This window comes from Grimontia sp. THUN1695, assembly GCF_059704325.2.
Genome location: NZ_AP046577.1, coordinates 1,425,079 through 1,451,097, shown reverse-complemented (window position 1 = coordinate 1,451,097; position 26,019 = coordinate 1,425,079). Strand labels below are relative to the sequence as shown.

20 protein-coding genes and 1 riboswitch are annotated in these 26,019 nt (G+C 49.0%); of the genes, 14 read left to right on the top strand and 6 right to left on the bottom strand.

Annotated elements, in window-relative coordinates; all coding sequences use genetic code 11:
- Positions 1 to 319 precede the first annotated feature (319 nt).
- Positions 320 to 1,000 carry an HAD family hydrolase gene (locus AC6IB1_RS10095; protein WP_497568921.1) on the top strand — a complete coding sequence of 227 codons (681 nt, stop codon included), beginning with the start codon at positions 320 to 322 and terminating at the stop codon, positions 998 to 1,000.
- 66 nt (positions 1,001 to 1,066) lie between these two features.
- On the opposite strand, the gene AC6IB1_RS10090 is transcribed toward AC6IB1_RS10095, so the two are convergent.
- Positions 1,067 to 2,455, bottom strand: coding sequence for an alanine/glycine:cation symporter family protein (locus AC6IB1_RS10090; RefSeq protein ID WP_497568920.1), 1,389 nt, complete (start codon positions 2,453 to 2,455; stop codon positions 1,067 to 1,069).
- A 70-nt stretch (positions 2,456 to 2,525) separates the two neighbouring features.
- Positions 2,526 to 2,636, bottom strand: a riboswitch (glycine riboswitch).
- A gap of 412 nt (positions 2,637 to 3,048) precedes the next feature.
- Here AC6IB1_RS10090 and AC6IB1_RS10085 point away from each other — a divergent pair.
- The 5 genes from AC6IB1_RS10085 to AC6IB1_RS10065 all read left to right on the top strand — a co-directional run bounded on the left by AC6IB1_RS10085 (position 3,049) and on the right by AC6IB1_RS10065 (position 7,706).
- Positions 3,049 to 3,546, top strand: a complete 498-nt coding sequence (locus tag AC6IB1_RS10085; RefSeq protein WP_497568919.1) for a J domain-containing protein — start codon at positions 3,049 to 3,051, stop codon at positions 3,544 to 3,546.
- 24 nt (positions 3,547 to 3,570) lie between these two features.
- A complete protein-coding gene (locus tag AC6IB1_RS10080; protein ID WP_497568918.1) occupies positions 3,571 to 4,185 on the top strand; it encodes a hypothetical protein in 615 nt (204 codons plus the stop codon).
- A gap of 715 nt (positions 4,186 to 4,900) precedes the next feature.
- On the top strand, positions 4,901 to 6,424 hold the full coding sequence (gene istA, locus AC6IB1_RS10075; RefSeq protein WP_497566251.1) for an IS21 family transposase: 1,524 nt from the start codon (positions 4,901 to 4,903) through the stop codon (positions 6,422 to 6,424).
- An 11-nt stretch (positions 6,425 to 6,435) separates the two neighbouring features.
- A complete protein-coding gene (gene istB, locus AC6IB1_RS10070; RefSeq protein ID WP_497566252.1) occupies positions 6,436 to 7,179 on the top strand; it encodes an IS21-like element helper ATPase IstB in 744 nt (247 codons plus the stop codon).
- A 188-nt stretch (positions 7,180 to 7,367) separates the two neighbouring features.
- Entirely contained in the window at positions 7,368 to 7,706 is a 339-nt protein-coding gene (locus tag AC6IB1_RS10065; RefSeq protein WP_497568917.1) for a hypothetical protein, read from the top strand.
- Between the two features lie 63 nt (positions 7,707 to 7,769).
- On the opposite strand, the gene AC6IB1_RS10060 is transcribed toward AC6IB1_RS10065, so the two are convergent.
- Together AC6IB1_RS10060 and AC6IB1_RS10055 are read right to left on the bottom strand one after the other, a co-directional pair.
- The gene (locus AC6IB1_RS10060) at positions 7,770 to 10,652 is read right to left on the bottom strand and encodes a hybrid sensor histidine kinase/response regulator (RefSeq protein ID WP_497568916.1); all 2,883 of its coding nucleotides are present in this window, start codon (positions 10,650 to 10,652) and stop codon (positions 7,770 to 7,772) included.
- Positions 10,645 to 11,916, bottom strand: coding sequence for an acyl-homoserine-lactone synthase (locus AC6IB1_RS10055; protein WP_497568915.1), 1,272 nt, complete (start codon positions 11,914 to 11,916; stop codon positions 10,645 to 10,647). Before AC6IB1_RS10055 ends, AC6IB1_RS10060 begins: the two co-directional genes overlap by 8 nt.
- A gap of 309 nt (positions 11,917 to 12,225) precedes the next feature.
- Between AC6IB1_RS10055 and AC6IB1_RS10050 the strand changes: the two genes are divergently transcribed.
- Positions 12,226 to 12,435, top strand: coding sequence for a hypothetical protein (locus AC6IB1_RS10050; protein ID WP_497568914.1), 210 nt, complete (start codon positions 12,226 to 12,228; stop codon positions 12,433 to 12,435).
- A 50-nt stretch (positions 12,436 to 12,485) separates the two neighbouring features.
- Here AC6IB1_RS10050 and AC6IB1_RS10045 read toward each other — a convergent pair whose 3' ends face one another.
- Positions 12,486 to 12,695, bottom strand: a complete 210-nt coding sequence (locus AC6IB1_RS10045; protein WP_497568913.1) for a substrate-binding domain-containing protein — start codon at positions 12,693 to 12,695, stop codon at positions 12,486 to 12,488.
- Between the two features lie 339 nt (positions 12,696 to 13,034).
- Positions 13,035 to 14,069: an AraC family transcriptional regulator gene (locus AC6IB1_RS10040; protein ID WP_497568912.1), complete on the bottom strand. Its 1,035-nt coding sequence runs from the start codon at positions 14,067 to 14,069 to the stop codon at positions 13,035 to 13,037.
- 263 nt (positions 14,070 to 14,332) lie between these two features.
- On the opposite strand from AC6IB1_RS10040, the gene AC6IB1_RS10035 reads away from it, so the two are divergent.
- The 3 genes from AC6IB1_RS10035 to AC6IB1_RS10025 are packed head-to-tail and all read left to right on the top strand — an operon-like array spanning position 14,333 to position 19,801.
- Positions 14,333 to 17,434, top strand: a complete 3,102-nt coding sequence (locus tag AC6IB1_RS10035) for an aldehyde dehydrogenase family protein (RefSeq protein WP_497568911.1) — start codon at positions 14,333 to 14,335, stop codon at positions 17,432 to 17,434.
- 11 nt (positions 17,435 to 17,445) lie between these two features.
- Positions 17,446 to 19,125 (top strand): GMC family oxidoreductase, encoded by a 1,680-nt coding sequence (locus AC6IB1_RS10030; protein WP_497568910.1) that lies wholly within the window; start codon positions 17,446 to 17,448, stop codon positions 19,123 to 19,125.
- On the top strand, positions 19,115 to 19,801 hold the full coding sequence (locus tag AC6IB1_RS10025) for an OmpW/AlkL family protein (protein WP_497568909.1): 687 nt from the start codon (positions 19,115 to 19,117) through the stop codon (positions 19,799 to 19,801). Before AC6IB1_RS10030 ends, AC6IB1_RS10025 begins: the two co-directional genes overlap by 11 nt.
- A 129-nt stretch (positions 19,802 to 19,930) precedes the next feature.
- On the opposite strand, the gene AC6IB1_RS10020 is transcribed toward AC6IB1_RS10025, so the two are convergent.
- On the bottom strand, positions 19,931 to 20,971 hold the full coding sequence (locus AC6IB1_RS10020; protein WP_497568908.1) for a substrate-binding domain-containing protein: 1,041 nt from the start codon (positions 20,969 to 20,971) through the stop codon (positions 19,931 to 19,933).
- Positions 20,972 to 21,199: 228 nt separating this feature from the next.
- Here AC6IB1_RS10020 and AC6IB1_RS10015 point away from each other — a divergent pair, with 228 nt between their 5' ends.
- The 4 genes from AC6IB1_RS10015 to AC6IB1_RS10000 all read left to right on the top strand — a co-directional run bounded on the left by AC6IB1_RS10015 (position 21,200) and on the right by AC6IB1_RS10000 (position 26,010).
- Complete coding sequence (locus tag AC6IB1_RS10015; protein WP_497568907.1) at positions 21,200 to 22,504, top strand: M24 family metallopeptidase; 1,305 nt, start codon at positions 21,200 to 21,202, stop codon at positions 22,502 to 22,504.
- Between the two features lie 91 nt (positions 22,505 to 22,595).
- A complete protein-coding gene (locus AC6IB1_RS10010; RefSeq protein WP_497568906.1) occupies positions 22,596 to 23,582 on the top strand; it encodes a thiamine pyrophosphate-dependent dehydrogenase E1 component subunit alpha in 987 nt (328 codons plus the stop codon).
- Positions 23,570 to 24,553: an alpha-ketoacid dehydrogenase subunit beta gene (locus AC6IB1_RS10005; protein WP_497568905.1), complete on the top strand. Its 984-nt coding sequence runs from the start codon at positions 23,570 to 23,572 to the stop codon at positions 24,551 to 24,553. The genes AC6IB1_RS10010 and AC6IB1_RS10005 overlap by 13 nt, the downstream gene beginning before the upstream one ends.
- Positions 24,550 to 26,010, top strand: a complete 1,461-nt coding sequence (locus tag AC6IB1_RS10000) for an NAD-dependent succinate-semialdehyde dehydrogenase (RefSeq protein WP_497568904.1) — start codon at positions 24,550 to 24,552, stop codon at positions 26,008 to 26,010. Before AC6IB1_RS10005 ends, AC6IB1_RS10000 begins: the two co-directional genes overlap by 4 nt.
- The last annotated feature ends 9 nt before the right edge of the window (positions 26,011 to 26,019 follow it).

The following is a 26,019-nucleotide window of genomic DNA, read 5'->3' as shown; positions in this document are numbered from 1 at the left end:
TGTGGCACTTTCTAGCATTGAATCGCACAATTTTCTATCGGAGTGATCACATCGGTTATCTCGTTATAGTTATCAAAATTTCACCTCTGTCTATGATAGGGAGGGCGTGTCATCAACAGCCATCCCTACGTCACAATTCCGTGTTACCCTGTGCGCTATTGTTGATGTGCGTCTACTATCTCTAGATATCAACAATGAATGTTGTTTGGATGTTGTGTTTGTAAATACAATGTTCGCATTGCGCGGGAGGAACCGCCGAGCGCAAATTCAAATCAGCCTTGAGGTTGTGTCTGTATCCCGGATTTGAGGAATAGCGCTAATGAACCTGTTTATGTTGGATGTCGATGGCACACTGATCGACAGCTATGATTTTGACTCTGATTGTTTTCGCTCAGCCATAGAAGAAGTGATGGGCATCGAGTTGACGGATGATTGGGGGGCGTTTACCCATGTTACCGATGTTGGCGTGTTGGAAGAATTGATTGAACAGCAGGGTGTGCGTCAAGATAGAATGCGCATCTTACGCGAAGTGAAATCATTGTTTTTGCAAAAACTGCGCGTATATATTTCGTCAAACAGCAATGGCTTAGTTGCCACACCCGGTGCCATCGAGTTTGTAAATGATATGAAAGCACATCCCAATGTCGTGCTGGCAATAGCCACCGGTGGCTGGGAAGAATCGGCAAAAATTAAGCTCAGGGCAGCAGGCTTTGATATTACTGGCGTGAGCTTTGCGTCGTGTTCAGATGCGATAACACGCAGTGAGATTATGGCGCTGGCGGCTTTTCGGGCCAAACAGGATTCGGGGGCAACGTTCAGTCGACGTGTTTATTTTGGTGATGGCGAGTGGGATAAGATGGCAACCAGTACCCTGGGTTATGAATTTGTTGCCGTTGGCACCAAAGTACAGCACCACACCCGGATCCCTAATTTCGTCCATTATGACGCGATTTTCGGCAAGCTGGGGTTGAGTGATATGTTAAGAATCAAGTCCGCGTAAAGTAAATTATTGCGACACAAAAACAGCGCCAAAAACTGGCGCTGTTTTTCTTGGTGGGGCATATGGTTAAGCGTTTGTCGTACTCGGTACTTTTGATGATGAAACTGCATTTTTAAGCGCTGAAAAGTAGAGGTTGGTTTCCTCGGCAACGACGTGGCGCAGAAGAATAAGGCCAATCAAGTTGGGGACGGCCATCAACCCATTCACAATGTCAGCAATCAACCAGATCATATCGAGCTTGATAAAGGCACCGGACAGGATCAACGCCAAAAAGATAATTTTATAGGCCATAACCGCACCATTTCCAAACAGATAAACGACACAGCGCTCACCGTAATAATTCCAACCCAGAATAGTGGTGAAGGCAAAGAACACCAGGCCGATGGCGACAATCATTGGGCCAAATCCTTCACTGAGGCCAAGAGCGAAGGCTTCCGTGGTCATTTTCGCGCCTTCAATGTCCATGGACCAGACACCGGTCAGTACCAGTACCAGGCCAGTCATTGAACATATCACGATAGTATCCAGGAAAGTCCCGACCATCGAGATCAATCCTTGGCGCACACAAGAATTGGTCTGTGCCGAAGCGGCGGCCATCGGCGCGCTGCCAAGACCTGATTCGTTAGAGAATACGCCACGAGCGACACCTGCCTGAATCGCAATCATGATTGAGGCACCCACAAAACCGCCTGTCGCGGCCTGGCCAGTAAAGGCAGACTCGATAATCAGGCTGATGGCAGAGGGGATGGCACCGGCATTGTTTACCAAAATGCCTACACACGCACTGACATACACAACTGTCATAGTAGGGATGATTTTGCTGGCAATGCCGGCGATTGATTTGATACCACCAATGGTGACCGCAGCAACCAACAGTGTTAAAGCAACGGCTGTGATTTCGTGCGGAATGTTAAAAGCGATATGGCTGGCATCAACAATGGCATTCACCTGGGGGAAAGTGCCGATGCCAAAGCAGGCGACACCGATGGTGAATAAAGCAAACAGGCGCGCCAGCCATTTCTGGCCCACGCCTTTTTCTAAATACAGCATGGGACCGCCAAGCATATTGCCTTGGGCATCTTTCCCGCGGTATTTCACTGCCAGCAAACATTCTGCGTATTTGGTTGCCATGCCAAACAGGGCAGCCATCCACATCCAGAACAATGCCCCCGGACCGCCCAGTTTCAATGCTGTTGCGACGCCTACAATGTTGCCAGTGCCGATGGTCGCAGAAAGGGCAGTGCAAAGTGCCGCAAAGCTGGATACATCCCCTTTACTGCTCACACCTTCTTCTTTTTTAAAAACGTAAGACAGCGCGAGAGGCAATTTAGAAAACTGGATTGCGCCTAAACGGAAGGTGAAATATACGCCGGTACCAACAAGCAGGAGTAGAAGTGGCGGGCCCCAAACAAAATTATCAATGGATTGTAGAAACTGGTGAAGCGAATGGTTCATTTATCCCCCTTTAGATTAAAAGGAGGAGAATAGCCGCAAAAAAACAACAAAAAGATCGCCGTTCAATGCGGTTATCTCCTCTGTCCTTTTGCCTGAGAGTTTCACTCTAAACTATCCAGAAATGGATTGTTAGCTTGCTCCTTCGGCGTCCGATTTAACGGATCTCTCCAGAGTCCCCTCGAGCTACTGTCCTTACTCAAACGCTAAAGAGAGCGTTAATGAGTGCCTGAAAGATTTACTTCTTCGGCGGATGACAAATGTCATCTCTCTCCAACAGCCTTCATCGGGTCATCAAATTTTCAAATGCATCATAAATCACGTAATGGCGAATGCAATGAAAAATAACACGTTTGATTGAAATGACACCAAAGATGGCTATAAGGATAATTTCATTGTTAATGAAACGTTTCTTTCTGAGGGTGTTAAAAAGAGAAGTAGGACAAACATTGAACAATTGTGCTGCTGGCGTAAACGCGTTGGGCTATCTTAATTCAGAGGGATAAAGAATATGCAACAAAGAGATGCGATTCAGTACTCAAACATCGACAGCTGAAGCCGATAAATTTTCACCTAAAATGAATTAACACCTCAAAATGACCACGTTTAATGAGATCCTTGGAACCCAATCTGGTGATTCAGAAGCGACGGTAAAACAGCGTTACAAACTGCTATCTATTCGTGTTCACCCAGATAAAGGCGGATCCAAGGCACTCATGCATCTTGTCCGTCATTCTTACGAAAATGCTATCAAGGGGAAGGGTGACCATTCGCTGGCAATCCCTAAGTCTTCCTCTGGTCCTCACAAGGGGGCGCTTGAGCGTGAGCTGGCAGCAGTCAAAAAAGATCGAGATGAACTGTCGGCATTAAATCAGCTTTTAAAAGCCCAGCTTGCTCAGTCCAAAAAAGAGAACAGTTCGCCAAACCGTATCGATTATCCCCGGAAAGTTGCTCAGCTTGAGGGCGAAATGGTGTTGTTGAAAGAAGAGCGTAACCGGTTTAAAGCGCAGAAAGAGTGCGCGGTGGTAGAACAAGGAAAACTGGCAGGGGAGTTACGAAAAGCGTTATCAGAAAAAGAGATACTGGAGACATAAGTAGATCGGTTCTCAGGCACTAAAATGCCGGGTGTCCCGCCCTGGATACTAAAGCTCTGGCTGCCTGCGATGGCAATGTCTTCACTGGTGGTGGTACTTGCCCTTGGTGCCAGCATGGTGGATTGGCAGGCAGTGACGGGCTGGTTCAAAGGTCAGAAGACCGTCGCTATTCCACCGTCAGTAAGGGTTATTCATGCGAGCTCAGACAATCAGGATGCAATCACCCAAACGCCTTCAAAACAGCTGCTGCCACCGATTGTTGCAGAAAATAAGCGGCTACCGTTTTTGCAGCTGACCAACCAAATCGGTATCTGGTCTTTGGCATCCTACACAGAATCTGACAAGCCTTATATTGCAATCAGAAGTGCCAATGGTTCGTATGTGGTGAATGACTGTAGTGGGGAGTTTAAACTTTACCTGAATGAACCGTTTAAACCTTTGCGCGTTGCTGCCAACCTCATCTATTTACACCAAAACCAGTATTTCCATGTATATAAAATACCGTATGGACAAGGTGCAAGCGCCCAAAGCTGGCATCAGAGTCGCAAATTGGAAATTAACGATGAGTTTTTTACCAGTGAAGCATTTCGTGATAGCTACGATGCCTTGCTCGAAAAATGTAGAAACTTCACGTTATAACTTCGCCCCTTGTGTATTCAATAACCTGAATCTGGCATCTTCGGGTTGCCTGGATATAACACTTTCGTTTCAGACCTGAATTTTCAACCGTCAGTCTCATTTTTCTCAGTCATGATAGCGTCGTGTAACACGGTGATATGCAAACAGTTTGTTCGACATCTAACTATCGATTTTTATCGAATTCTGGCTACCTATTTCGGCATCATTTTTGGTTTGTAGGTCAAGAAAAATTTATTTTTTCTTCAAAATGGTATTAATCATCTGATTATAAAAGAAAAAATAAGGTTTGGCCTATCGTGAACCTATCAACAGAATCTGTGGATAACCAAGTGAATTAGTTGGGGTGCGGATTTTTTAACTTATTGAATTATAAGGATAAATTTTGAATTTTCATGTGGTTTTGAAATGATTCACTGGTTGTGAATGTTGTTTGTTACAGACCTATTATATGGCAGGACCCTGATTGTTTTAAAATTATCCATCATTTGCGTATTCCGGCCGGATCTGAACAGTAATTCCGGAAACACTTGAACACCTATTCTGGAATCATTTGAACTCTGATTCCGGATTTATTTAGTACAGTTTTGTGCTCATTTCCGGAATCGGTGTTCAAGTACACCGGAATTTTCTCAACGCATTGAAATAACAATTAATTTGATAACTTAACCACTGACTTTTCGTTGGCGAGTGAGGGGTAGGTTTGAAAAGGATCACAATGCGTAAAATCAGAGAGGTTTTAAGGCTGCATTTCTCGGCAGGATTGAGTATCCGAGAGATCCACCGCAGCACCAAAGTCAGTGTCGGTAGTATTCAAACACTGCTCAGCAAAGCCAAGAGCATGAACTTATCCTGGCCACTGCCGGGTGAACTGGATGATGCGCAGTTGGCCCGCTGCTTTTATCCGCAAGCCGATACCCGCCATGCCAAGCGATTCCAAGAGCCGGATTGGGCAGACTTACGTAAGCAACTAAGCCGTAAGGGCGTGACGAAGCTGCTGTTGTGGGAGGAATACACTCAGCAATACCCCAACCGCTGTTACAGTTATTCCCAGTTCTGCGACCGCTATCTGCACTGGCTGAAGAAACAGCGCCGCTCCATGCGTCAGCATCACCGGGCAGGTGACGTCTTGTTCGTCGATTACGCAGGACAAACCATGCCTGTTGTGAATCCACAGACTGGCGAGATCCGGCACGCCCAAATCTTCGTGGCGGCCATGGGAGCGAGCAGCTATTACTTCGCCGAAGCGACCTGGACGCAAGGTATACAAGACTGGCTGGGCAGCCACGTTCGGGCCTTTGACTATCTCGGTGGCGTCCCCACTATGGTGGTGCCGGACAACTTAAAAAGTGCCGTCACCAAAGCCTGTAAAAGCGACCCAGATATCAACCCGGCCTATCAGCAACTGGCGGCTCACTATGATACGGCCATCGTGCCGGCCAGACCGTATAAGCCGAAGGATAAAGCCAAGGCCGAAGTGGGTGTACAAATCATTGAGCGCTGGATATTAGCCCGGCTTCGCCATCACACCTTCTTCTCACTGTATGAGCTGAATCAGTGCATCAGCGCGTTACTGATAGAAGTAAACAGTAAGCCCTTCAAACAAATGGCTGGAACCCGTCAGCAGTGGTTCGACGAACTGGATAAACCCGCCTTAAAACCGCTACCGTGTCATGCCTATGAATACACTGACATCCGCCAGGCTAAAGTGAACATTGATTACCATGTGCAGTATGAGAGCCATCTTTACTCAGTACCGCATCAACTGGTTGGTGAGCGGGTTGAGCTTCACGCGAAGCCGCGCTTAGTGCAAATCTACTTCCAGGGTAAATGCGTTGCCAGCCACCCCCGTAATGACCGCTACGGGTTTACCACTACACCGCAGCACATGCCTGTACAGCACCAGCATTACCACAAAGTCAGTGAGGGCAGTCTGATGAACTGGGCGAAGGACATCGGCGATGACGTGCTTGTCTGGGTAAAAGCGCAGCTTAAACGCAAACCGCATCCACAGCAGGCGTTCCGCGTCTGTCTGGGCGCATTGCGATTAGCCAGCCAGTATCCACCGCAGCGGCTCAATACCGCCTGTAAACTGGCTAATCAACATCAGCTCTATCGCCTGCAACAGCTCAAAGACATCTTAAACAGTAATCAGGACAAGCTCATCAGTGAATCCAGCCAGGAAACACTGACACTCCCTCAGCACCACGAAAATATCCGTGGCCCACAGAGCTTCCATTAAGGAGAAAACCCATGGTAAACACCACACTCTCCCAACTGCACCAACTCAAACTGAGTGGCATGGCAAAAGCATTGAGCCAGCAACTCGAACAACCGGGCCAGTATCAGGACCTCTGCTTCGCTGAGCGGCTGCAACTGCTGGCCGACCAGGAAATCCATGAACGGGATAACCGTAAACAACAGCGCCTGCTCAGACAGGCCCAACTAAAACTTGCGGCAACCGCCCAGGACATCGATTATCAGCACCCGCGCGGCCTGCAAAAAAGTGTCATGACAGGGTTGCTTCAATGCGACTGGCTACAGCGGCAGCAAAACCTGTTACTGACCGGGCCATGCGGCACCGGGAAAACCTATATCGCCTGTGCGCTTGCTAACACCGCCTGCCTGAAAGGCTACACGGTGAAATACTACCGGGTGAGTCGTCTGCTCATGGAACTCACCCAGGCCAAAGCCGATGGCACTTACAGCAAGAAGCTGAAAAGCCTGGCTAAACTCAACCTGCTCATCCTGGACGACTGGGGACTAGAACCGCTAAAAGCCGCGCAGCGCAACGACCTGATGGAGATCATGGATGACCGCCATGGCAGTAGCTCAACCCTCCTCATCAGCCAACTCCCCACCGACCAATGGTATCAATCCATCGGTGATAACACGTTGGCCGATGCCATCCTCGATCGCCTGATGCACAATGCACACCGGATAAAACTGAAAGGAGAGTCAATGAGGAAAATACTGGCGACCGTTGACGCCACTTGAACACTTAAGTTAAAAATCGGTTAGCCAACGATGCGTTGATCTGAGGTGTTCAAATAAAACCGGAATGGCTGTTCAAGTAAATCGGAATACGCAATCATTTCGGTACATTCTTCCTGATACCTTGGCTGGGCTTTTTCTTTAGGTCTGGGCTACGCTGATTGTTAAAGATAACAATAAGGAAAACAGTGATGGGAAGCGCAGCAACCATGCCTGAAAACATGAAGATACAAGTGGTATGTCGGTTGGAACCGGGGTGTTTGGGGCCAGAGGGGGCAAGCAAAATAGATGATTTTTGCCAGTATATTCTCGATGACATAAGCACCCTGAACACAGGGTTTATCACCCTTGCCGTGGTCCCCAGAAACGACAAATCTTTGCCTGAAATGCAGTTTAACGTCTTAGGGAAGAAGATGAACCGGGAGCAGGCGGGCACGTATTTACAGGGCTTTGGAAAAAGCCTCGACGACTTTGAATCTGAGTTGGAAGAAAAGCTCGAAGTGTTGATTGAAAAGTTTATGGGGTATTGATATACCCCATCGATTCTCTGGCTTGTATCACCTACCTTGTTGGGCGCTTGCTGCTGAAACGTGTTATACCAGCCACTTGGTCAACGTTTTCAACAATTGCTGTTTGGTAATTGGCTTTACAAGGTGGTCCTGCATGACATTCTTGATGGCCACAGTTATCTCCTCGCTGTACTCGCCGGAAAGGGCGATAATAGGGAGCGTGCGGTCGAGGCTGCTGATTTCCAGCGCGGTTTGAATACCATCCTTACCTGGCATATGGATATCCATCAAGATAAGGTCATAGTGTTCATTTTTCACTTTATCAATGGCTTCCTGTCCCGACGTAGCTTCTTCAACGTCAATGCCTTCACTGACCAGGTAGGCTTTTACCAGCATGCGGTTAACTTGCATGTCATCGACGACCAAGACGCGTTTTCCAATCAAGTTGCCCAGTTTCGCGAGCTTTCCTTCGTTTATCAGCATGTCGAATGCTCTTAGAAAAGCTAACCTGTTGGGAATCCCCCTAATTTCTCCCTGAACGGCGTGTTCGAAAGCGTGAGTGTGCGGGGTGTCCGTGTCTGAGTCGCCGAATGCCAGTATTGGGGTGATCTGTGCATGATACCCAAAATCGCCGGCTCGCAGGGCGTTCACCAGACTGATATCACGTTTTAGCAAGAACTTCTCGGCCACGATAAAGTCCACCGGTGCTTTCAGCTTCTGGTAAAACGCAGTATTGACGTCCGCCGTATGGTCTACACAGATCCCGAGTGATTCAAGCACTTGTGACAACCAGCTTCCTGCTGCGGAAGACGTAACAAGCAGGCAAGACTTGCCTGTAACATATTGGCAGATACGTTGCTTGATTTCCTGATCATGTTCTTGTTCATCAACGGAAGGAAACGTTAGGACAAACTCGGTATATTTCCCTTCCTCTGAATGGCAGGTGATAGAACCGCCGAAAGATTGCATTACGCGCTTGCAATAAGAAAGGCCTAAGCCATTTCCTTGCTTTTTACCTCGGGTGTAAAACTCGTCAAAAATGTATCCGATCTGGTGTGCAGGAATACCTGGACCTGTATCCATCACGTGTAGGGTATTGTTATCACCGGTTTGCGAAAAACGAATGCTCACCCGGCTTTCAGGATAGGTATCAAAGTAATAAACTGCATTTTTCAGCAAATTCAGCAGGAGGAAGCTGTACAAGGTATCACTACCGTGAAACAAAAAATCGTTCTCTGTGTTGAGGTCAACACGCTTGCGGTGCGCATCGCTGCTGAAGTTGAAATCTTTCAGGGTTTGTACAGTCAATTCACCCGCAGAGTAATAGGAGAACAGACGAGGGCTGATGTCTTCCCCGCGCAACTCATCGAGAATCGCATCGATAAAACGGGTTCCGAGCTGTACCGCTTTTTTACCTTCAGACAACTCTTGATATAACTTTTGCATGTCCTTGGAAGCGAAAGGGGACAGCGTGCCGTTTTTTACACCAAACATGTCCGCATCGATACGTTCAAAATGGTATTTGATTTTTGTTAGCGGATTGCGGATTTCATGGGCAATAGAGCCAGCCAGTACCTGAGATTTCCGCACTTTGTCTTCGGTGACGATAAAACGGTTAGCCTCATCAAACAGACGCTGCAGACCCATGATTTCTTCACTGGAAAACAAGTCGTTTTCTTTTTCCTTAGACACCATATACAGGTGGGTGACTTCGTTTTTCTCATTGGTGATTGGCAGTACCAGCGATGTACCGGCTTTGACCATGGCACAGGCAACATCGTGAAGCGCTTGTTGTTCTTCCGATGTCTTGTGCTTGATTTCATACTCAAGCTCTTCCTTCACCAGAACGGAGCGGTCCCCATGGAAACAGGAGAGAAACAGGTTGTAGTCTGTGTTGCTGTTTACTTTCTGGATGCGGCCTGATTTGGCGTTTAATACGCGGTTTAACTGCACCACAGCTTGATCAGTAGAGTAACGGAACTCACCGATCAGGTTACAGATATTTTCTATCGGGTTGCCTTTTTCTTTATAGAGTAAACGGTTGACATGTTTGCGGATGAACTTGAGTGAACGGTTCCAAAACACGCCGGTGATCACTGTCCAAGTGACAACAACCAGGGTATCCATTTGGAAATGTTGTACCAGGCCCAGCATCAATATAGGCATGATATAAAGCGCCGCATTGAGCACAAAGCTCACCGTTAACATTCCGATAAAGCGGCCGCTATAAAATCGGTTATGCAGAAGTGCATAACCAACCAGTAAGGCTTCAATGATCGACAGCGCCGGCGGCACCCAGGCAGCGGCGAAGCTCTGTGTTATCAGCGGAATCAAAAAATGGGCAAGGAAAGTCGAAAGAATGAAGGCCACCATCCCCAGCACCATATAGTTGGCTTTGATCTGTTGGAGCTTAAGTTTACTTCGGCTTGAAAGCACAAAGTTAATCAGGGTGAGGATTAAAAGCAAAATCAACACACCGAAAAACAGCGCACTAAAAGGGCCAAAATGGATAACAAAATCACCAATGCCCCTGATATAGACCGCGTCTACGTTCAATCCGGGGATCAGGTTGGTAAGCAGTGTAATGGCAAAGGCAGTGGCAAATAGCATCCAGCGCCAGGGGCGGATTCTGAAACCAGCAGACTCTGACACTAACTGGCATGAGAAAAGGTAAGCAAAAGCAAACGCCAATCCGGAGAAAATATTGGCGAGTAAGGCCATATAAATGGCTGTTGTTTCGCCGAAATACACCAGTAAACCGGATTGGAAATAGGCATTGGATAAGATCCATGCTGAGATAAATACAGTGTAAAGGGTGTAGGGCAGGTATAAAGGCCGGGCGACGCCCGACTTGTTATTCGCCAACATACGGGCAAAGTTTGTTGCCCACATCGCGACAATACCGGCAATCGCGCTCAAAAAGACCGCGATATAGTTATTGGAGATAGTTTCTACTAGATCATGCATTGGTGGTGGCTCTCGCGAGTTTCCGCATGGAAATGACTCGCTTGTTGTAATCCCTGAAACTGTTTTCTTCGAAAGCCTGGCTCATCGGTCCGGTAAACACGATACCCTGATAAGTGGTTAAGGCCGTTCCAGCCACTTTTTGCTGGCACAGTGCGACGTATGGCAAAATGTGATTATTGTCGTTATTGATTGATTGATAAAAACCAATGATGGAGGGTTGTTCTACAATGGTGTACGCCACTTCTAAACCAATATCCGCGAGCTTCAGTGTTAAATATTTAAGCGTTAAATAGAGAACATAATTTAATTTTTCCCTCGGACCACTGATGGCCATCCGTATAATTTCACATACAGCTGGTTTTCTTATAACGGTGCGCAAAAGAGAGTAATCAAATTTCTCAACAGTCTCTGTGTTAATTTTATATTTCAGTCCTTTAGAAAAGATGCCAGACTTTTCCAACGTGTCGATTTTCTCATTTGATAAAGTCAGTGTCCAACTTTCCGTTTGGAAAAAAGGATCAAAAGTCAGCCAGTTATCGTGTTGCGAATAACGTTGAATAAGAGCTGAAGAAAGCAGTAATGGTGGATTTTCTCCCTTTTCTTGATAAAGGATGAAATGCTCGCCGGATGCCGAAATATTGAGGTAGTAAAGCATTTCATACCAATGTTGTTGTTTCACAAATGTTTCCAAATTAATTAGCACATTAGCTTGTGACAATGTCATTGGATAAGGCGAATAGCAGGTCATGAATAAACGCTCATCATTCCGTATGTCTGCAACGACCTCGTAACGGTAATTCTTCAGTGTGGTGTGCTGATCTCCCGATGCTGACTGTTGTTCACGGTATGCCTGCAGACATTGTCTTGCCTGTTCGTTGATCTGATAAGTTTTGAATTCCGCCCAGCACATCAGAATATCTCCATAATAAGCAATTGCAGTGCGCTCAATATAGAAGAACAGATCAGGAAGATTTGTGAGTGGCTTTACACCAGTAATGGATTCAGCAAAGGGTGAAGTAAGACGGGTATAAAGATTACCGCATGATTCTTCCGGTGGTTGCGCCTGTCTGATCTCATTGAGACGGTAAGAAATGATTTTTTCAAACAAATCAAAGCAGTGATTTTGATGCATGTATTCATCGATACACTGTAAAAACACACGTTTATTGGTTTCATTGGGTTGTACTGCGCTCAATGTTATCAAAATGTGTTGTTGTGAGTGGTGGAGATTAACTGGCATGTTATTAATATTGATGTCGTACATATTTAATTCCTCGACGTTGTTCAATACAGTCCAGATAAGTGTACGATCACTTTGATACAACAATGAGATGACTAACCAAAATGTCTATGTTTTTAAACTGTTGCCTACAATTTCATGAGAGATCGCGATTGTTGTCAGATGTAAGTTCATTTCTTCAGCTTCTTGGCAAACCCTTCTATTTGAATGCCCCCCGCTGTTGCTATTTTTTACAGACAAATGAATTGATCGGCATCGTCAGGGTTTTGATACACCCTGCCTGCGATTCTCTCACTACGTTAATGGTGTGTCCTATGTCTTGGGGGAGCAGCCATGAGTGAAAAAGATGCCTTTACCAAAGTGGTCGATATGCACCACGAAGGTAAAAATAAATTGGAAATTGCGAACGAATTGACCCATCAGGGGTGGGGCTTTTACGATGCTCTTGAATTCACTGAAAGTGTTTATGAGCACGAATCGCTGTCAGATCCGATAAGGATGGGCAGCTCGTTGGAAGAAATGCGAAAGCAACCCCCCTCTTGATATCTAAGCCCGGTTGGTTGGGAGAGCCAGTGTTCACTGGTTCCCTTTTATCACGGCTTTCCGGGCTTTGCCGTTGATTTACGCACCACAAGTTTGGGCTGGAGCAACACTTTACGGGGGAAGCTACTGTCACTCTCTTTACGGATTTGGCTGAGTAGCATGCGAACAGCCTGATCGCTAAGCTGGGATTGGGGGAGGGAAACGGTTGTCAGCGGAATGCGGAACCAGTCAAGGTATGGCATATCGTTAAAACCGGTCACAGAAATATCTCCGGCTCAAACCTAGCGAGATATCAGTGGGACCTGCAATGTAAGCGATCTTTCTGTGCCTCAGGCTGTAGAGGTGTTCAAACAGCGCATAGATACTTTCCGTACCTGATCTGACGCTTGTTTATCTACTTATTGTGTTAACAAGGACTTCAGCATTGATGATGGGGAGTCTGATATTGCTCGGTTAGTCTTCTTATGCCAGAGAACTATCTTCCAATGGAGTGAGACATAACCTTTATCCCGATGCTACAGAGTGTGTGCCGTGGCGTGATAAGAAAAAAGGGAGGCCAGAAAAGACCTGCTTAAAATCGGTTCCTTCCGAGCTTGCTGCTATTTTGCATCATTCCGGTATTCAATTGGAGTTTTACCTGTCCACTTTTTGAAGGCTTTGTAAAAATTTGCTGGCTCTGAAAAGCCCACCAGTGTTGAGATATCTTCGATTTTCATGCTGGTTTGTTGAAGGTATCTTACTGCCAGATTCTGTCGGGTGTTGTCCAGTACCTTCTGGTAAGTCTGCCCAGATTCAGAGAGCTTTCTATTTAGTGTTCTCAATGAGCAATGAAAGTGTGTTGCGACCTGTTCAGCGGTGGGAAACCTGCCGGGTGTTTGAAGTATGAACGCTTGAACCTGGGCGGCGATGTCATCGGTAGCCTGGAGGGCTGCCAACATGTTTTCGCAAGATTGCACGCACATAGTGACAGTGAGTTTATTGGCGCTGGGCAGGGCTTGCGGCAGTTCGCTGGCATAAAACTCCCATTGCAGCTTTGGGCTATCGAACTCAATATCACAATCAAACAAGTCGCGGTATTTGTCTGCGTAAACGGGGGCAGGGTAAGGAAATCGCATGCAATGATTACGTAACGGGCGCTGCAACATATCGCAGCAAAGTGCATATACGGAGCCAAACCAGTACTCACAATAAAAAGGAAGTAGGGCGTCTAGTGGCAGCACTTCCGTGCCCTCGAATGTGGCAATGTCGCCGTTCACAGAAAAGGATTTCTGTAGCACTGGCCCTGCAAGGCGAATGTAGTTAAAGCCCAGTTTTACCACTTCTTCAAACGTTTCGGCGCTCATCAGGGCATACCCCATAAACCCGAAGTCTGAAAAGTGGATGCTCTGGCTGGCGATGAGCCCAATGTCAGGGCTTGTGGCATGGTCGAGCGCGTTGCGATAGACGGTGAGTTTTTGATTGAAAGACGCTTTGGCTTCGGGTGACGTCAGATCCGGCATTTGTATGCCGCTACCCGCCAACAGGGCTTCAGGATTCACCCCTCGCTCTTCCATAACCTTCACCAGACGATAAATATCCTGCAAAGGGTGACATTTTCGATCCAAATCCTGCTCGTACTCTGCAACGATTAACATCTCTCGTTATCTCTCCGTCCGCTCAATCCCAAACAGCACACACTCTGCCTGTATCTAATTGTAACACTTAGCCGAAATCACAATGAAAAAGTGACTTCTTGTGTCTTGGGCCTGCCCAGCTTTGTTTTATCGCCGCCCTTGAACGCCCGCTTCAATTGTCCAAATCGGCCAGAAAGTTGACAGGTTTTAACATTTATTTCACATTCGAGGGGTGGTTTATTGATACGAGGTTATCGGAGTAAATTCAACCTAAGGCATCGAAGATGGAAAAAAGAGCCAGACAATATTCTGATCCGATTGCGTTGCAGTTTGGACGGTTAAGAGAGGGGTTTAAGCAATCTCCGTCGCCTTCCTTGACGGCGCGCAAACAGCATTTAACGTCATTGAAACAGCAACTGCAGCGTTATCAGGACGTGATTGCCACTGCCGCGAACAAAGACTTTGGCTGCCGTGCAGCGGCAGAGAGTAAGTTGATTGATGTGCTTGGCCCTGTGCTTGAAATCAATCATTTGCTGCACAAGCTAAAGCACTGGATGAAACCCAGCCGAAGAAGCACCGAACTCTTGTTTACTGGCAATCGCGCCAAGGTGGTCTATCAACCTAAAGGCGTTGTCGGGATTATCTGTCCTTGGAACTTCCCCCTCTACCTCTCTATCGGCCCCTTGGTCGCTGCATTGGGGGCGGGCAATCGGGCCATGGTAAAGATGCCGCCTAACTGCCCAGAAGTCACCCGTGTGTTACAACGAATGATCAGCGAGATATTCGAGCCTGACCATGTCGTTGTGATTTCAGGTGACCACCCCGACGCCATGCAGATTTCTACTCTGCCCTTCGACCACCTTATCTTCACTGGCTCGCCACAGTCCGGCCGCCAGATCATGGCCAATGCAGCGACCAATTTGGTGCCGGTTACCCTTGAGCTTGGTGGAAAATCCCCGGCCTTGATTGGACCAGATGCAGACCTCAATGATGCTGCAAAACGTGTGGCACACGGAAAGGCCTTTAATAGCGGCCAAGTGTGTCTGTCCCCGGACTATGCCTTAGTGCCAGACCACTCTATTAATCAGTTCATTGCTTTGGTGAAGAAACACTATCTCGCCATGCATCCCAACGCGATTGGTAGTCCTGATTGCACCGCGTTGATTGATGAAACCGCCAATCAACGGTTCTTGAATACGTTAGATGACGCTAAAAACAAAGGCGCAAACGTCACTGTTTGTGGTGACGTCGGCGAGAGTAGGCAGCATCCCTTGCATATCGTCAGTGCTGTGAATGAAGACATGACGTTAATGCAAACGGAGTTGTTCAGTCCAATTTTGCCTGTGCTGGGTTACCGTTCAGTTGATGAGGCTTTGGCCATCATCAATGCCCGCCCGCGCCCCCTGGCAATTTATCTTTTCAGTCACGACAGAGCCTTGCAGCAGAAAGTGTTGAGCGACACGCACTCAGGCGGAGTGACTATCAATGACTGGGGCTGGCATGCCTTTAACCATGATTTACCGTTTGGCGGCATTGGCAATTCGGGAATGGGCTCTTACCACGGTGTGGAAGGTTTCAGGTCGTTGTCTCATGCCAAAGCCGTGTTTCATAGAAACCGTTTTTATCCTATCGGATTGTTCTATCCCCCTTACGGCACGCTGCTGCAAAAAGCCGTGATGCGCTTTTTTTTGAAACAGCCCGACACCGCGCTGGCGATGCCAATTACTGAGGAGCTGAGTGAGCATATGAAAAGTGAAAACATGAAAAGTGACGAAATGACCACTTGCCAAGACATCACGGAACCGAGCCTGGTGGCCGCGTTGGAACGTTTTTCTATGGAAACACCTGACAAAGTGGCGGTGGTGTGCGGCGAGAAACAACTGACCTATAAACAACTTGACCAGTTTGCCAACAAAGTGGCGAATACGTTGAGAGAGGAAGGTATTAAAGCCGGGGACAACGTGGCACTGAGTTGTCCCAATGTGCCTTACTTTCCCATCATCTATTTCGGTATTTTGAAGGCCGGTGGCGTGGTCGTGCCATTAAACGTACTGCTGAAAGAAAATGAAATTACCTATCACCTGCAAGACAGTGAAGCCAGAGCTTACTTTTGCTTTGAAGGCACTGATCAACTGCCGATGGGAAATGCAGGGGCTTCAGCCTTCTCCAATGTAGCGTCGTGCCGGAAGATGTGGCTGATGCCTGCAGGCGACAAACTTGGGTTAGATCTCAACGCCTATCAGCGCCAGGATGACATCCACGATTTTTCATCACTATTGATTCATGGCTCAGACGCGCCCCTTGAACATCATATTGTCCCGCAAGACACCGCCGCCATTCTCTACACATCGGGTACAACGGGTAAGCCAAAGGGCGCTCAGCTGTCTCATAACAATATGTACAGTAATGCGCGTGTGGCGGTGGGGCTTTCTTGGCTAAGTGCTGATGATACGTCTCTCATCACCTTGCCTCTGTTCCATTCGTTCGGTCAAACCGCACAAATGAATGCCTGCATATTGGTCGGCGCGAGCATGGTACTCGTCCCGCGTTTTGCGCCTGATATGGTGTTGCAGTTAATGAAAAGTCACCGCGTGACCGTGTTTGCAGGTGTGCCCACCATGTATATCGGTCTTCTGAATTATCTGAGAGAACACAATGTAGGCCTTGAAGGTATTAAGGGCGTTCTGAAAATGGCCATGTCAGGTGGCTCATCCCTGCCTGTCGCCATACTGACCCAGTTTGACCAAACCTTTAACGTACCTTTGTTAGAAGGCTACGGCCTCTCTGAAACCAGCCCAATTGCCTCTTTCAACCATGTTGACAGCGACAAGCTGCCAGGTAGCGTGGGACAGCCAGTAAGCGGCGTGGAAATGAAGGTGGTTGATGCTGAGAGAAAACCTGTTGCTGTGGGTGAGTTGGGGGAGATAGCAATCCGTGGACCTAACGTGATGAAGGGGTACTACAACCGTCCCGAGGCGACGGCAGAGGTCATGGATAGTGAGGGCTGGTTCTACTCCGGTGATATCGGGAAAAAGGACGCGCGCAATAACTTTTTTATCGTCGACAGGAAAAAGGAACTCATTATACGCGGCGGAATGAATGTCTACCCTCGCGAAATTGAAGAGGTTCTTATTCGCCATGAAAAAGTGGCGATGGTCGCGGTGCTTGGAGTTCCCCACGATACCTATGGTGAAGAGGTGAAAGCTTTTGTCGTTTCCCATGACGGATTCGATGATGCGGACGCGCTCATTGCGTACTGTAAAAGCCAGTTAGCCGATTATAAATACCCCCGATATATCGAGTTTCGAACCCAGCTCCCCATGACAGCTACCGGTAAATTGTTGAAGCGGGAGCTCAAAGCCGAAACTGCAAACAGCAATCAGTGAAGGGATTCAAAATGAGTAAGCATTTCGATTATATCGTTGTGGGTGGAGGCTCGGCGGGTTGTGTGATGGCAAGCCGACTCTCTGAAGACCCCAGTGTCTCAGTGTGTTTGCTGGAAGCGGGAAAGGAGGATCGCAGTTCGCTTATCCATATCCCGGCAGGGGTAATTGGGCTAATGAATCCCCGCCATCCGGCCAACTGGGCGTTCGAAACTGTGCCACAGAAAGGCTTGAATGGACGCAAAGGTTATCAACCCAGAGGCAAAGTGCTGGGCGGCTCCAGTTCCATCAACGCCATGATGTATTGTCGTGGGCATAGGTGGGACTACGATCACTGGGCATCATTTGGCAATCCGGGATGGAGCTACAAAGAGGTACTGCCTTATTTCATTCGAGCCGAGCATAACGAACGGTTAAAGGACGAATATCATGGTCAAGGTGGGCCGCTAAATGTGGCAGATCTTAGAGCGCCGAGCGCGATTACCCATGCGTTTATCCGCGCGGCAGAAGAAATAGGCATTCCCTATAACCCAGATGTGAACGGCGCAGAGCAGTATGGCGTGATGCCAACACAGGTCACTCAAGTCAATGGTGAAAGAGGCAGTGCGGCAAAAGGGTATCTCTCACCGCACTTATCCCGCCCAAATCTGACGGTGGTCACTCAAGCACTAACACAGAAGGTGATCATCAAGGAGGGGCGAGCCGTTGGCGTGAAATACCGATGGAAAAATCAATCCCATGAAGTGGTCGCGAATCGAGAAGTCATTCTGAGCGCAGGCGCATTTGGATCGCCACACATTCTTATGCTGTCAGGTATTGGCCCCGCCAAGGCGCTAAAAGCGCATGGCATTCATGTGGAGCAGGATCTACCGGGCGTCGGTGAAAACCTGCAAGATCACATCGACTATGTGCTTTCCTACGAATCACCACATAAAAACATGGACACCCTGGGAATTTCTTGGCCGGCATTGAAAGGGTTGACCAAGGCCTTTTTCGAGTGGCGGCGAAGCCGACAGGGGTATCTCACCAGCAATTACGCCGAAGGTATCGGGTTTATCCGTTCCGAGCCGGATATTGATGTGCCTGATCTCGAGTTGGTGTTTGTCAAAGCATTGGTGGATGACCACGGTCGCAAACTGCATATGTCTCACGGGTTTAGCTGCCATGTCACCCTGCTGCGTCCGAAGAGCCGAGGTTGCGTCAAACTGGCGTCCAGTAACCCAGCCGATCCTCTGAAAATTGACTGCAACTTCTTCGATGACCCGGCAGACATGGCATTAATGATTAAAGGTTGGAAAAAACAGTATCAGCTGTTGAATGCCAAGGCCTTTGAGCCCTACCGCGGAAAAATGGTGTACCCAGTTGACCCCAATGACGATGGTGCTATCGAGGCTGACATCCGTGCTCGAGCAGACACCCAGTACCACCCTGTAGGCACCTGCAAAATGGGCCCGGCCGATGATGTGATGGCAGTGGTGGACCATGAGTTAAAGGTGCGTGGCATTGAAGGGCTGCGCGTGGTGGATGCCTCTGTGATGCCCACCTTGATCGGGGGTAATACAAATGCGCCAACCGTGATGATTGCAGAAAAGGCAGCCGATATGATCCGCGGCGTTGCGCCATTGACAACGGAAAGTCGGATACAAGAAAACAGCAAACACACTCAGAGTATCGAGGTGGAACATGAAAAATAAAGTGGCGTTATCGTTTATCCTTTCTTTACTTGGGTCCTACAGTCATTTCGCGATGGCTGGAAGTGCAGGTACCCAGATTGTAAAAGGCGGGTATGCTTATACTGCGTATCATTCCAAATCTGGCGAATTAAGCGGCGACTTGACGCCTGCGGGTGTCACCGCCAAAGCTGACAATCACGGCGTAGCGGCACTGACCTATGAGTATTTTATTACTGATAATTGGTCGTTGCAGTTTGCGGGCGGTTATCCTCCCACCGTTAAATTAATTGCAAAAGGTACCGGCTCCGCACTCGGTGAAGTTGGAGAAACCAAGGCCCTATTCCCAGCGCTTATAGGTCTCTATAACTATGATGTGAGTAAATCCGTCACCATTTACGGCGGTGCAGGGATTAACTACACCCACTATGTCGATAGCAAAACCTATGCGTCGTATGACAACGCATTTGGCGGCAGTAGCCGAGTAGATATCGACGACTCATTGGGGGGCGTGGTGAAAGTCGGGTTTAGCATCCATTTAGATGATAGCTGGCTGGTGGACTTTGCGTATTCAAAATACTGGATTGCAGCTGACGCTACCATAAAAACCGCGACCCCGGGTGTCGGTGATATTTCCCGCAGCATTGATTTGGATGTGGATCCCAGCATTTTCTCGGTGATGTTGGGATATAAGTTTTAACCCTGCCTTATACACTGTGATGCTCCCCCGAACTGGGGGAGCATGTTTTGGTGAATAGGGGACTGATCTGAATTAAGAAGGCAACGCCATCTTTTATACTCAATCATTAAAACGATGCGTCAACAGACCCTAGCGTCGCGGTTTTCCAGTGGATTTGCGGACGACTAATCGCGGTTGCAGCAATACTTTGCGGGGAAAGTTACTGTCGCTTTCCTTACGGATCTGACTGAGCAGCATTCTGACCGCCTGATCGCCAAGTTGGGACTGTGGCAATGACACTGTGGTAAGCGGAATACGGAACCAGTCAAGGTATGGCATATCGTTAAAACCGGTCACAGAAATATCTCCAGGCACCCGCTTGCCTGACGCTTCAATTGCTTCAATACAACCCAGTGCAACCAGGTCATTGGTTGCAACGACAGCCGTCACGTCACGTTCTGAACTCAACAGTATTTCCATGGCATTTCTGCCTGCCTGTTCGGTAAACGCTTCCGCCTGAATGACGGGGGCATCCGAAGCCGGAATATCAAACATATCCGCAATGGATAAAAATGCATGGCGGCGGCTCAAACCTGGGGAGATATCAGCAGGACCTGCAATGTGTGCGATCTTCCTGTGCCCCAGGCTGTAGAGGTGTTCAAACAGCACATAGATACCTTCCCGATCATCGACAAGTACCTGATCTGACGCTTGTTTATCTACTACACGGTTCACCTGCACCAAAGGTTTTCCCATCTCGATACAATAATCGACAGTAGGATCTTTGCGAAATGCAGACGCCAGAATGATGCCGTCGACATTCCTCGCGATCAAACGCTTTAACTCCTCAAGCGCAAGTTCTTGATTATTTTCGGTATAAGCGAGGGTGAGGGTATAGCCCAGTTTATTGGTGAGCTGCTGGATTTCATGTACCAGTGGTGGAAACATCGGGTTGAGAATGTCGGGAATCATCATACCAATGGTTTTCGTTGCACCGCATTTCAGGGCTGTTGCCATCGGATTTGCGGTGTAGCCCATTTCCCGGCTCTTTTTTTCCACGAGTTCAATCACACGATCAGAGACCAAATGCTGTTTTTCCGGACTCAGTGCACGTGAAACCGTGGATGGGCTGACACCCAATGCCGCCGCTACATCCTTGACAGTAATACGTTTGTTTTTATTTTTACTCAAAGTCAATACCCAAATTAACAGCCATTCCTGTGCAACATATTCCGACTACATTGTTTTAACATTGCATCAACGTTTGCATTGACAGCTAACTTACTATGTGCTGCAATCGTTTGCAAGCTGGTGGTTTTTTGTGCTTGGTGCCTGTCCTGCTTTCTGGCATTCACAATCAACCACTTATTATTTGCTTATTTAGTGCAAACGTTTGCAAAAAATGGAGTGGTAATAACTATGAGCATTGTGAAACCAACAGAGCCGGAAATCATTCGGGAATCAGATATTGAGCCAGGCTGGGACTGGTCAAAGCGCATTCCTGCACCGGGAAAAATGAGTGTCGACTTTGAACAGCGCGTAGATTTCAATCGTTTGCACCGATACCGAGTGGCGCGTGCCAGGGAAGCATTGAAAAACTCAGGTCTGGGGGCGGTGCTGTGTTTCGATAACAACAACATTCGTTATTTGACCAGTACAGTTATCGGAGAATGGGCGCGAGACAAAATTGCGCGTTATTCCTTGTTTACCGGCAACTCTGACCCGTATCTGTGGGATTTTGGTTCGGCAGCGAAACACCATCAGTTATACCAGGGGTTAATTGAGCCAGAGCATTTTAAAGCGGGCATGCTGGGTTTACGTGGCTCAGTGGCAAAAGAAGCCGGACTTTTCAAAAATGCTGCGAAAGACATCAAAGCACTGTTGGTCGAAGAAGGGGTGGCAGACATGCCGCTTGGCATCGATGTGTGCGAGCCACCGATGTTAGAAGCCCTGCAAGCGGAAGGCATTGAAGTGCGTGACTGCCAGCAAGTGATGTTGGAAGCTCGCCAAATCAAATCCATGGATGAGGTTGTGCTGCTAAACATGGCCGCCACCATGGTCGATGGTGCGTACCACCAGTTGGCTGAAAACCTCAAACCGGGCAAACGTGAAAACGAAAGCGTGGCTGATGCCAACAAGTTCCTTTATGACAATGGTTCAGACGACGTTGAAGCGATTAACGCGGTGTCGGGTGAACGTGGCAGTCCGCACCCCCACAACTTTACTGATCGCATGTATCGCCCTGGCGACCAGGCTTTCTTCGACATCATTCATTCCTTTATGGGTTACCGCACCTGTTACTACCGCACCCTGAACGTGGGCAGTGCCAGTCAGGCACAGCAAGACGCTTACAAGCAGGCGCGCGAATGGATTGATGCGGCGATTGACCTTATTCGTCCAGGTATGACCACAGACAAGATCGCCGCAGTCTGGCCAAAAGCAGAGCAGTTTGGTTTCGCCAGTGAAATGGAAGCCTTCGGTCTGCAATTTGGTCATGGCCTTGGCTTGGCTTTGCATGAGCGTCCAATCATCAGCCGACTGGTATCGATGGAAAACCCATTCGAACTACAAGAAGGCATGGTGTTCGCCCTTGAAACCTATTGCCCATCCGCAGATGGCAATGGCGCGGCGCGTATTGAAGAGGAAGTGGTCGTAACAGCCGACGGTTGCGAGATCATCACGCTGTTCCCGGCTCAGGAACTCTTTATCGCTAACAAATATTGATTTGGCTGCGGATTACCACGAAGCAAAGAAAAGCGCGAAAGGTCAGACGTACCTTTTAGCGCATTCAGGAAATATTCAAAAGGAACAGACTATGTCGGAAACCAGTCTGGAGACACGGCTGTCGCTCTACCGCACCATGTTGCGGGCGAGGGGGTTTGAGCAGCGCGCCTCCGATCTCTTTCTCCAAAACCTGGTAAAAGGAACCAATCACCTGGCCATGGGACAGGAAGCCGTTGCGGCGGCTTTTGGTGTCGCCATGCAGCAAGGTGATTACACCTATTGTACCTACCGTGGGCATACCCACACTCTGGTACGTGGCGCAGACATGACAGCACTGCTTGGTGAACTGATGGGCCGCGAGTGCGGCATTCTCAGTGGCAAAGGCGGTTCTATGCACCTGACCAGTGTTGAGCATGGTGCCATGGGTTCGTATGCCATCATCGGTGCCCAACTCTGTATTGCCAACGGCAGTGCATGGAAAAGCCAGTACAAAGGCACCGGTGAAGTGACCGTGGTCTTTTTCGGCGATGGTACCACCAATATTGGCGCCTTCCATGAAGCGCTGAATTTTGCTGTAGTGTGGAACCTGCCCGTGGTTTTCGTGTGCGAAAACAACCTTTATATGGAATACACCCCGATTGGTGCAGTTACTGCTGTTGAGCATCCCGCCGCAGACCGTGCCAGTGCTTATGGTCTTGACTCCATCATTGTCGATGGCAACGACGCCGATGCCATGTTTGACGTGGCGACAGCAGCCATTGAGAAAGCCAGAAATGGCGGTGGCCCTTCACTGATTGAAGCGAAAACCTACCGCCACCAGGGACACTCACGTGCCGATCCGGGCAAATACCGTCCGGCTGAAGAAGTTAAACGCTGGCTGGCGTATGACCCCATTCCCCTGTACCGCAGCCGACTTGCAGAGCAAGGGGTGGAAGACAGCGTGCTGACAAATATCGAAAGTGAAGTGGATGCGGAGATCAATCAAGCAACGGAAGCAGCAAAAGCGTCTCCGGCGCCTGATGTATCACTGTGTTTTAAAGACGTCTGGGCCAATGGAGGATGGGAATGGCGCAACTAATGAGTTACCGCGAGGCAGTTGCAGCGGGCATCGCCCAAGAGCTGCGTCGCGATGAAGATGTGGTTTTCCTTGGTGAAGACGTCGCGGCCGCCGGTGGGGTATTTAAAGCTACGGTCGGTTTGTTTGAAGAATTCGGTCCTGACCGTGTCCGGGATACACCGATTTCAGAGCAGGCAATCCTTGGTGCCGCCATGGGCGCAGCCATGACAGGGTTAAAGCCGATAGCAGAGATCATGTTCTCCGATTTCCTGGCCGTCTGCTGGGATATGGTAGCGAATGAAATGGCAAAGGCCCGCTACATGACCGATGGTCAGGTAACCGTCCCCCTTGTGATACGCACCGCCAATGGTGCCGGTTCCCGCTTTGGTGCCCAGCACTCACAGAGCCTTGAGAACTGGGCGATGATGATCCCGGGGATCAAGGTCGTTGCCCCTTCCAATCCGGCCGATGCCAAAGGTTTACTGGCGGCGGCAGTACGTGACCCAGACCCGGTGATCGTGTTCGAGCATAAATCCCTTTATGCGATGAAAGGGGAAGTGCCGGATGGCGAGCATGTAGTGGAGCTGGGTAAGGCCAACATGATCCGCAAAGGGAAAGACGTGACTATCGTCGCGCTGGCAGCGATGGTGCCGCGCGCCCTGAAAGCCGCCGAAATCCTTGCTGATGAAGCGGGAATTGATTGCTCGGTGATTGATTTGCGCACCCTTGTGCCGCTTGATACCAAAACCATTCTGGACGATGTGGCAAACACCTCAAGGTTGGTCACTGTCGAAGAAAACCCGCAGCTATGTGGCTGGGGCTCAGAGATTGTGTCGATTATCAGCAAAGAATGTTTTTTTGAGCTTGACGCACCGCCAACACGGATTACCACGCCACACATCCCACTGCCTGCAGCAGATAATCTGGAAGATCATGTTATTCCTTCGGTTGAGCGTATTGTGGCGGAAGTGTGGGAGGCGGTGAAAGTATGAAGGTGCATGATGTAACTCTCCCTACCGGGTTAAAAATCGGGGCGGAGTGGCGCTGTAGCGACCGCGCCGATATTCCGGTTTTTAATCCGGCTGATGCATCCTTGTTGGTACATGTTGCCGGCGCCGATGAACAGGACACCAAAGACGCCATTGATGCGGCAGAGCGCGGGTTTAATATCTGGCGTAAAACGTCTCCCCGTGAACGGGCTGAAGTTCTGCGCCGTGCGTTTCACCTGATGCAAGAGCGCAAAGAAACCATTGCACACATTATCACGCTGGAAGAGGGCAAAACTCTCAATGAAGCGCGTGGTGAAGTGAACTATGCGTCGGAGTTTTTCCGTTGGTTTGCCGATCAGGCAGTGCAGATGAATGGCGCCTTATCGCCGGCTCCGAACGGTGACAAAGCCATCATGGTGACTCACCATCCGGTGGGCATTGCCTATCTGGTGACCCCTTGGAACTTCCCGGCGGCCATGGCAACCCGCAAGATTGCCCCCGCGTTGGCGGCAGGGTGCTCCGTGATACTGAAACCGGCAACAGAAACGCCGTTGACTGCACTGTATGTGGCAGCGCTGCTTGAGGAAGCCGGTGTACCGGCAGATGCCGTTTCCGTGCTGCCTTCAAAAAGCGCGAGAACAGTGTCTGAAGTGATGTTTGCTGATCCGCGGGTGCGCAAAGTCTCGTTTACCGGTTCTACCGAAGTAGGGCGTGTGCTGCTGCACAATGCGGCAGAGCGTGTAGTGAACAGCTCCATGGAGCTTGGCGGCAATGCGCCACTTCTGGTGTTGGATGACGCAGATTTTGATACCGCGGTGGAACAGACGCTGGTGGCCAAAATCCGTAATGCGGGTGAATCCTGCATTGCTGCCAACCGCATTTTTGTTGCCCGTTCGCTTTATCCTGCATTCAGTGAAGCACTGGCGGGTAAAATGGCGGCACTCAAAATGGGTGATGGCCGGGTAGAAGGCGTGGACATCGGCCCTATGGTTAACAAAGATACCCAACAGAAAGTCGCATCGCTGGTGGATGATGCCATCGCGAAAGGGGCCAATCTCCTGACTGGGGGCAAGTTGCCTGAGGGAAATGGCTACTTCTATCCACCGACGGTATTAAATGACATTCCTGATGATGCAGAAATTCTGCACACGGAAATCTTTGGCCCGGTGGCAGTGATCATCCCCTTTGATGATGAAGAGGCGGTCATTGCTGAAGCCAACAACACCATTTTTGGTCTGGCGGCTTATGTGATGTCTTCAGACACGGTGCATGCGGTCTCCGTGGCTAAGCGACTGGAAGCAGGTGTTGTGGGCATCAACAAAGGCGTGATCTCCGATCCGGCAGCCCCGTTTGGTGGCATGAAGCAGAGCGGCTTAGGCCGTGAAGGTGGATATGTGGGTATCGAAGAGTTTACTGAAACCCAGTATATCGGCCTTGATTGGCCGGGTTCCCCACAATAACGGAGGCAA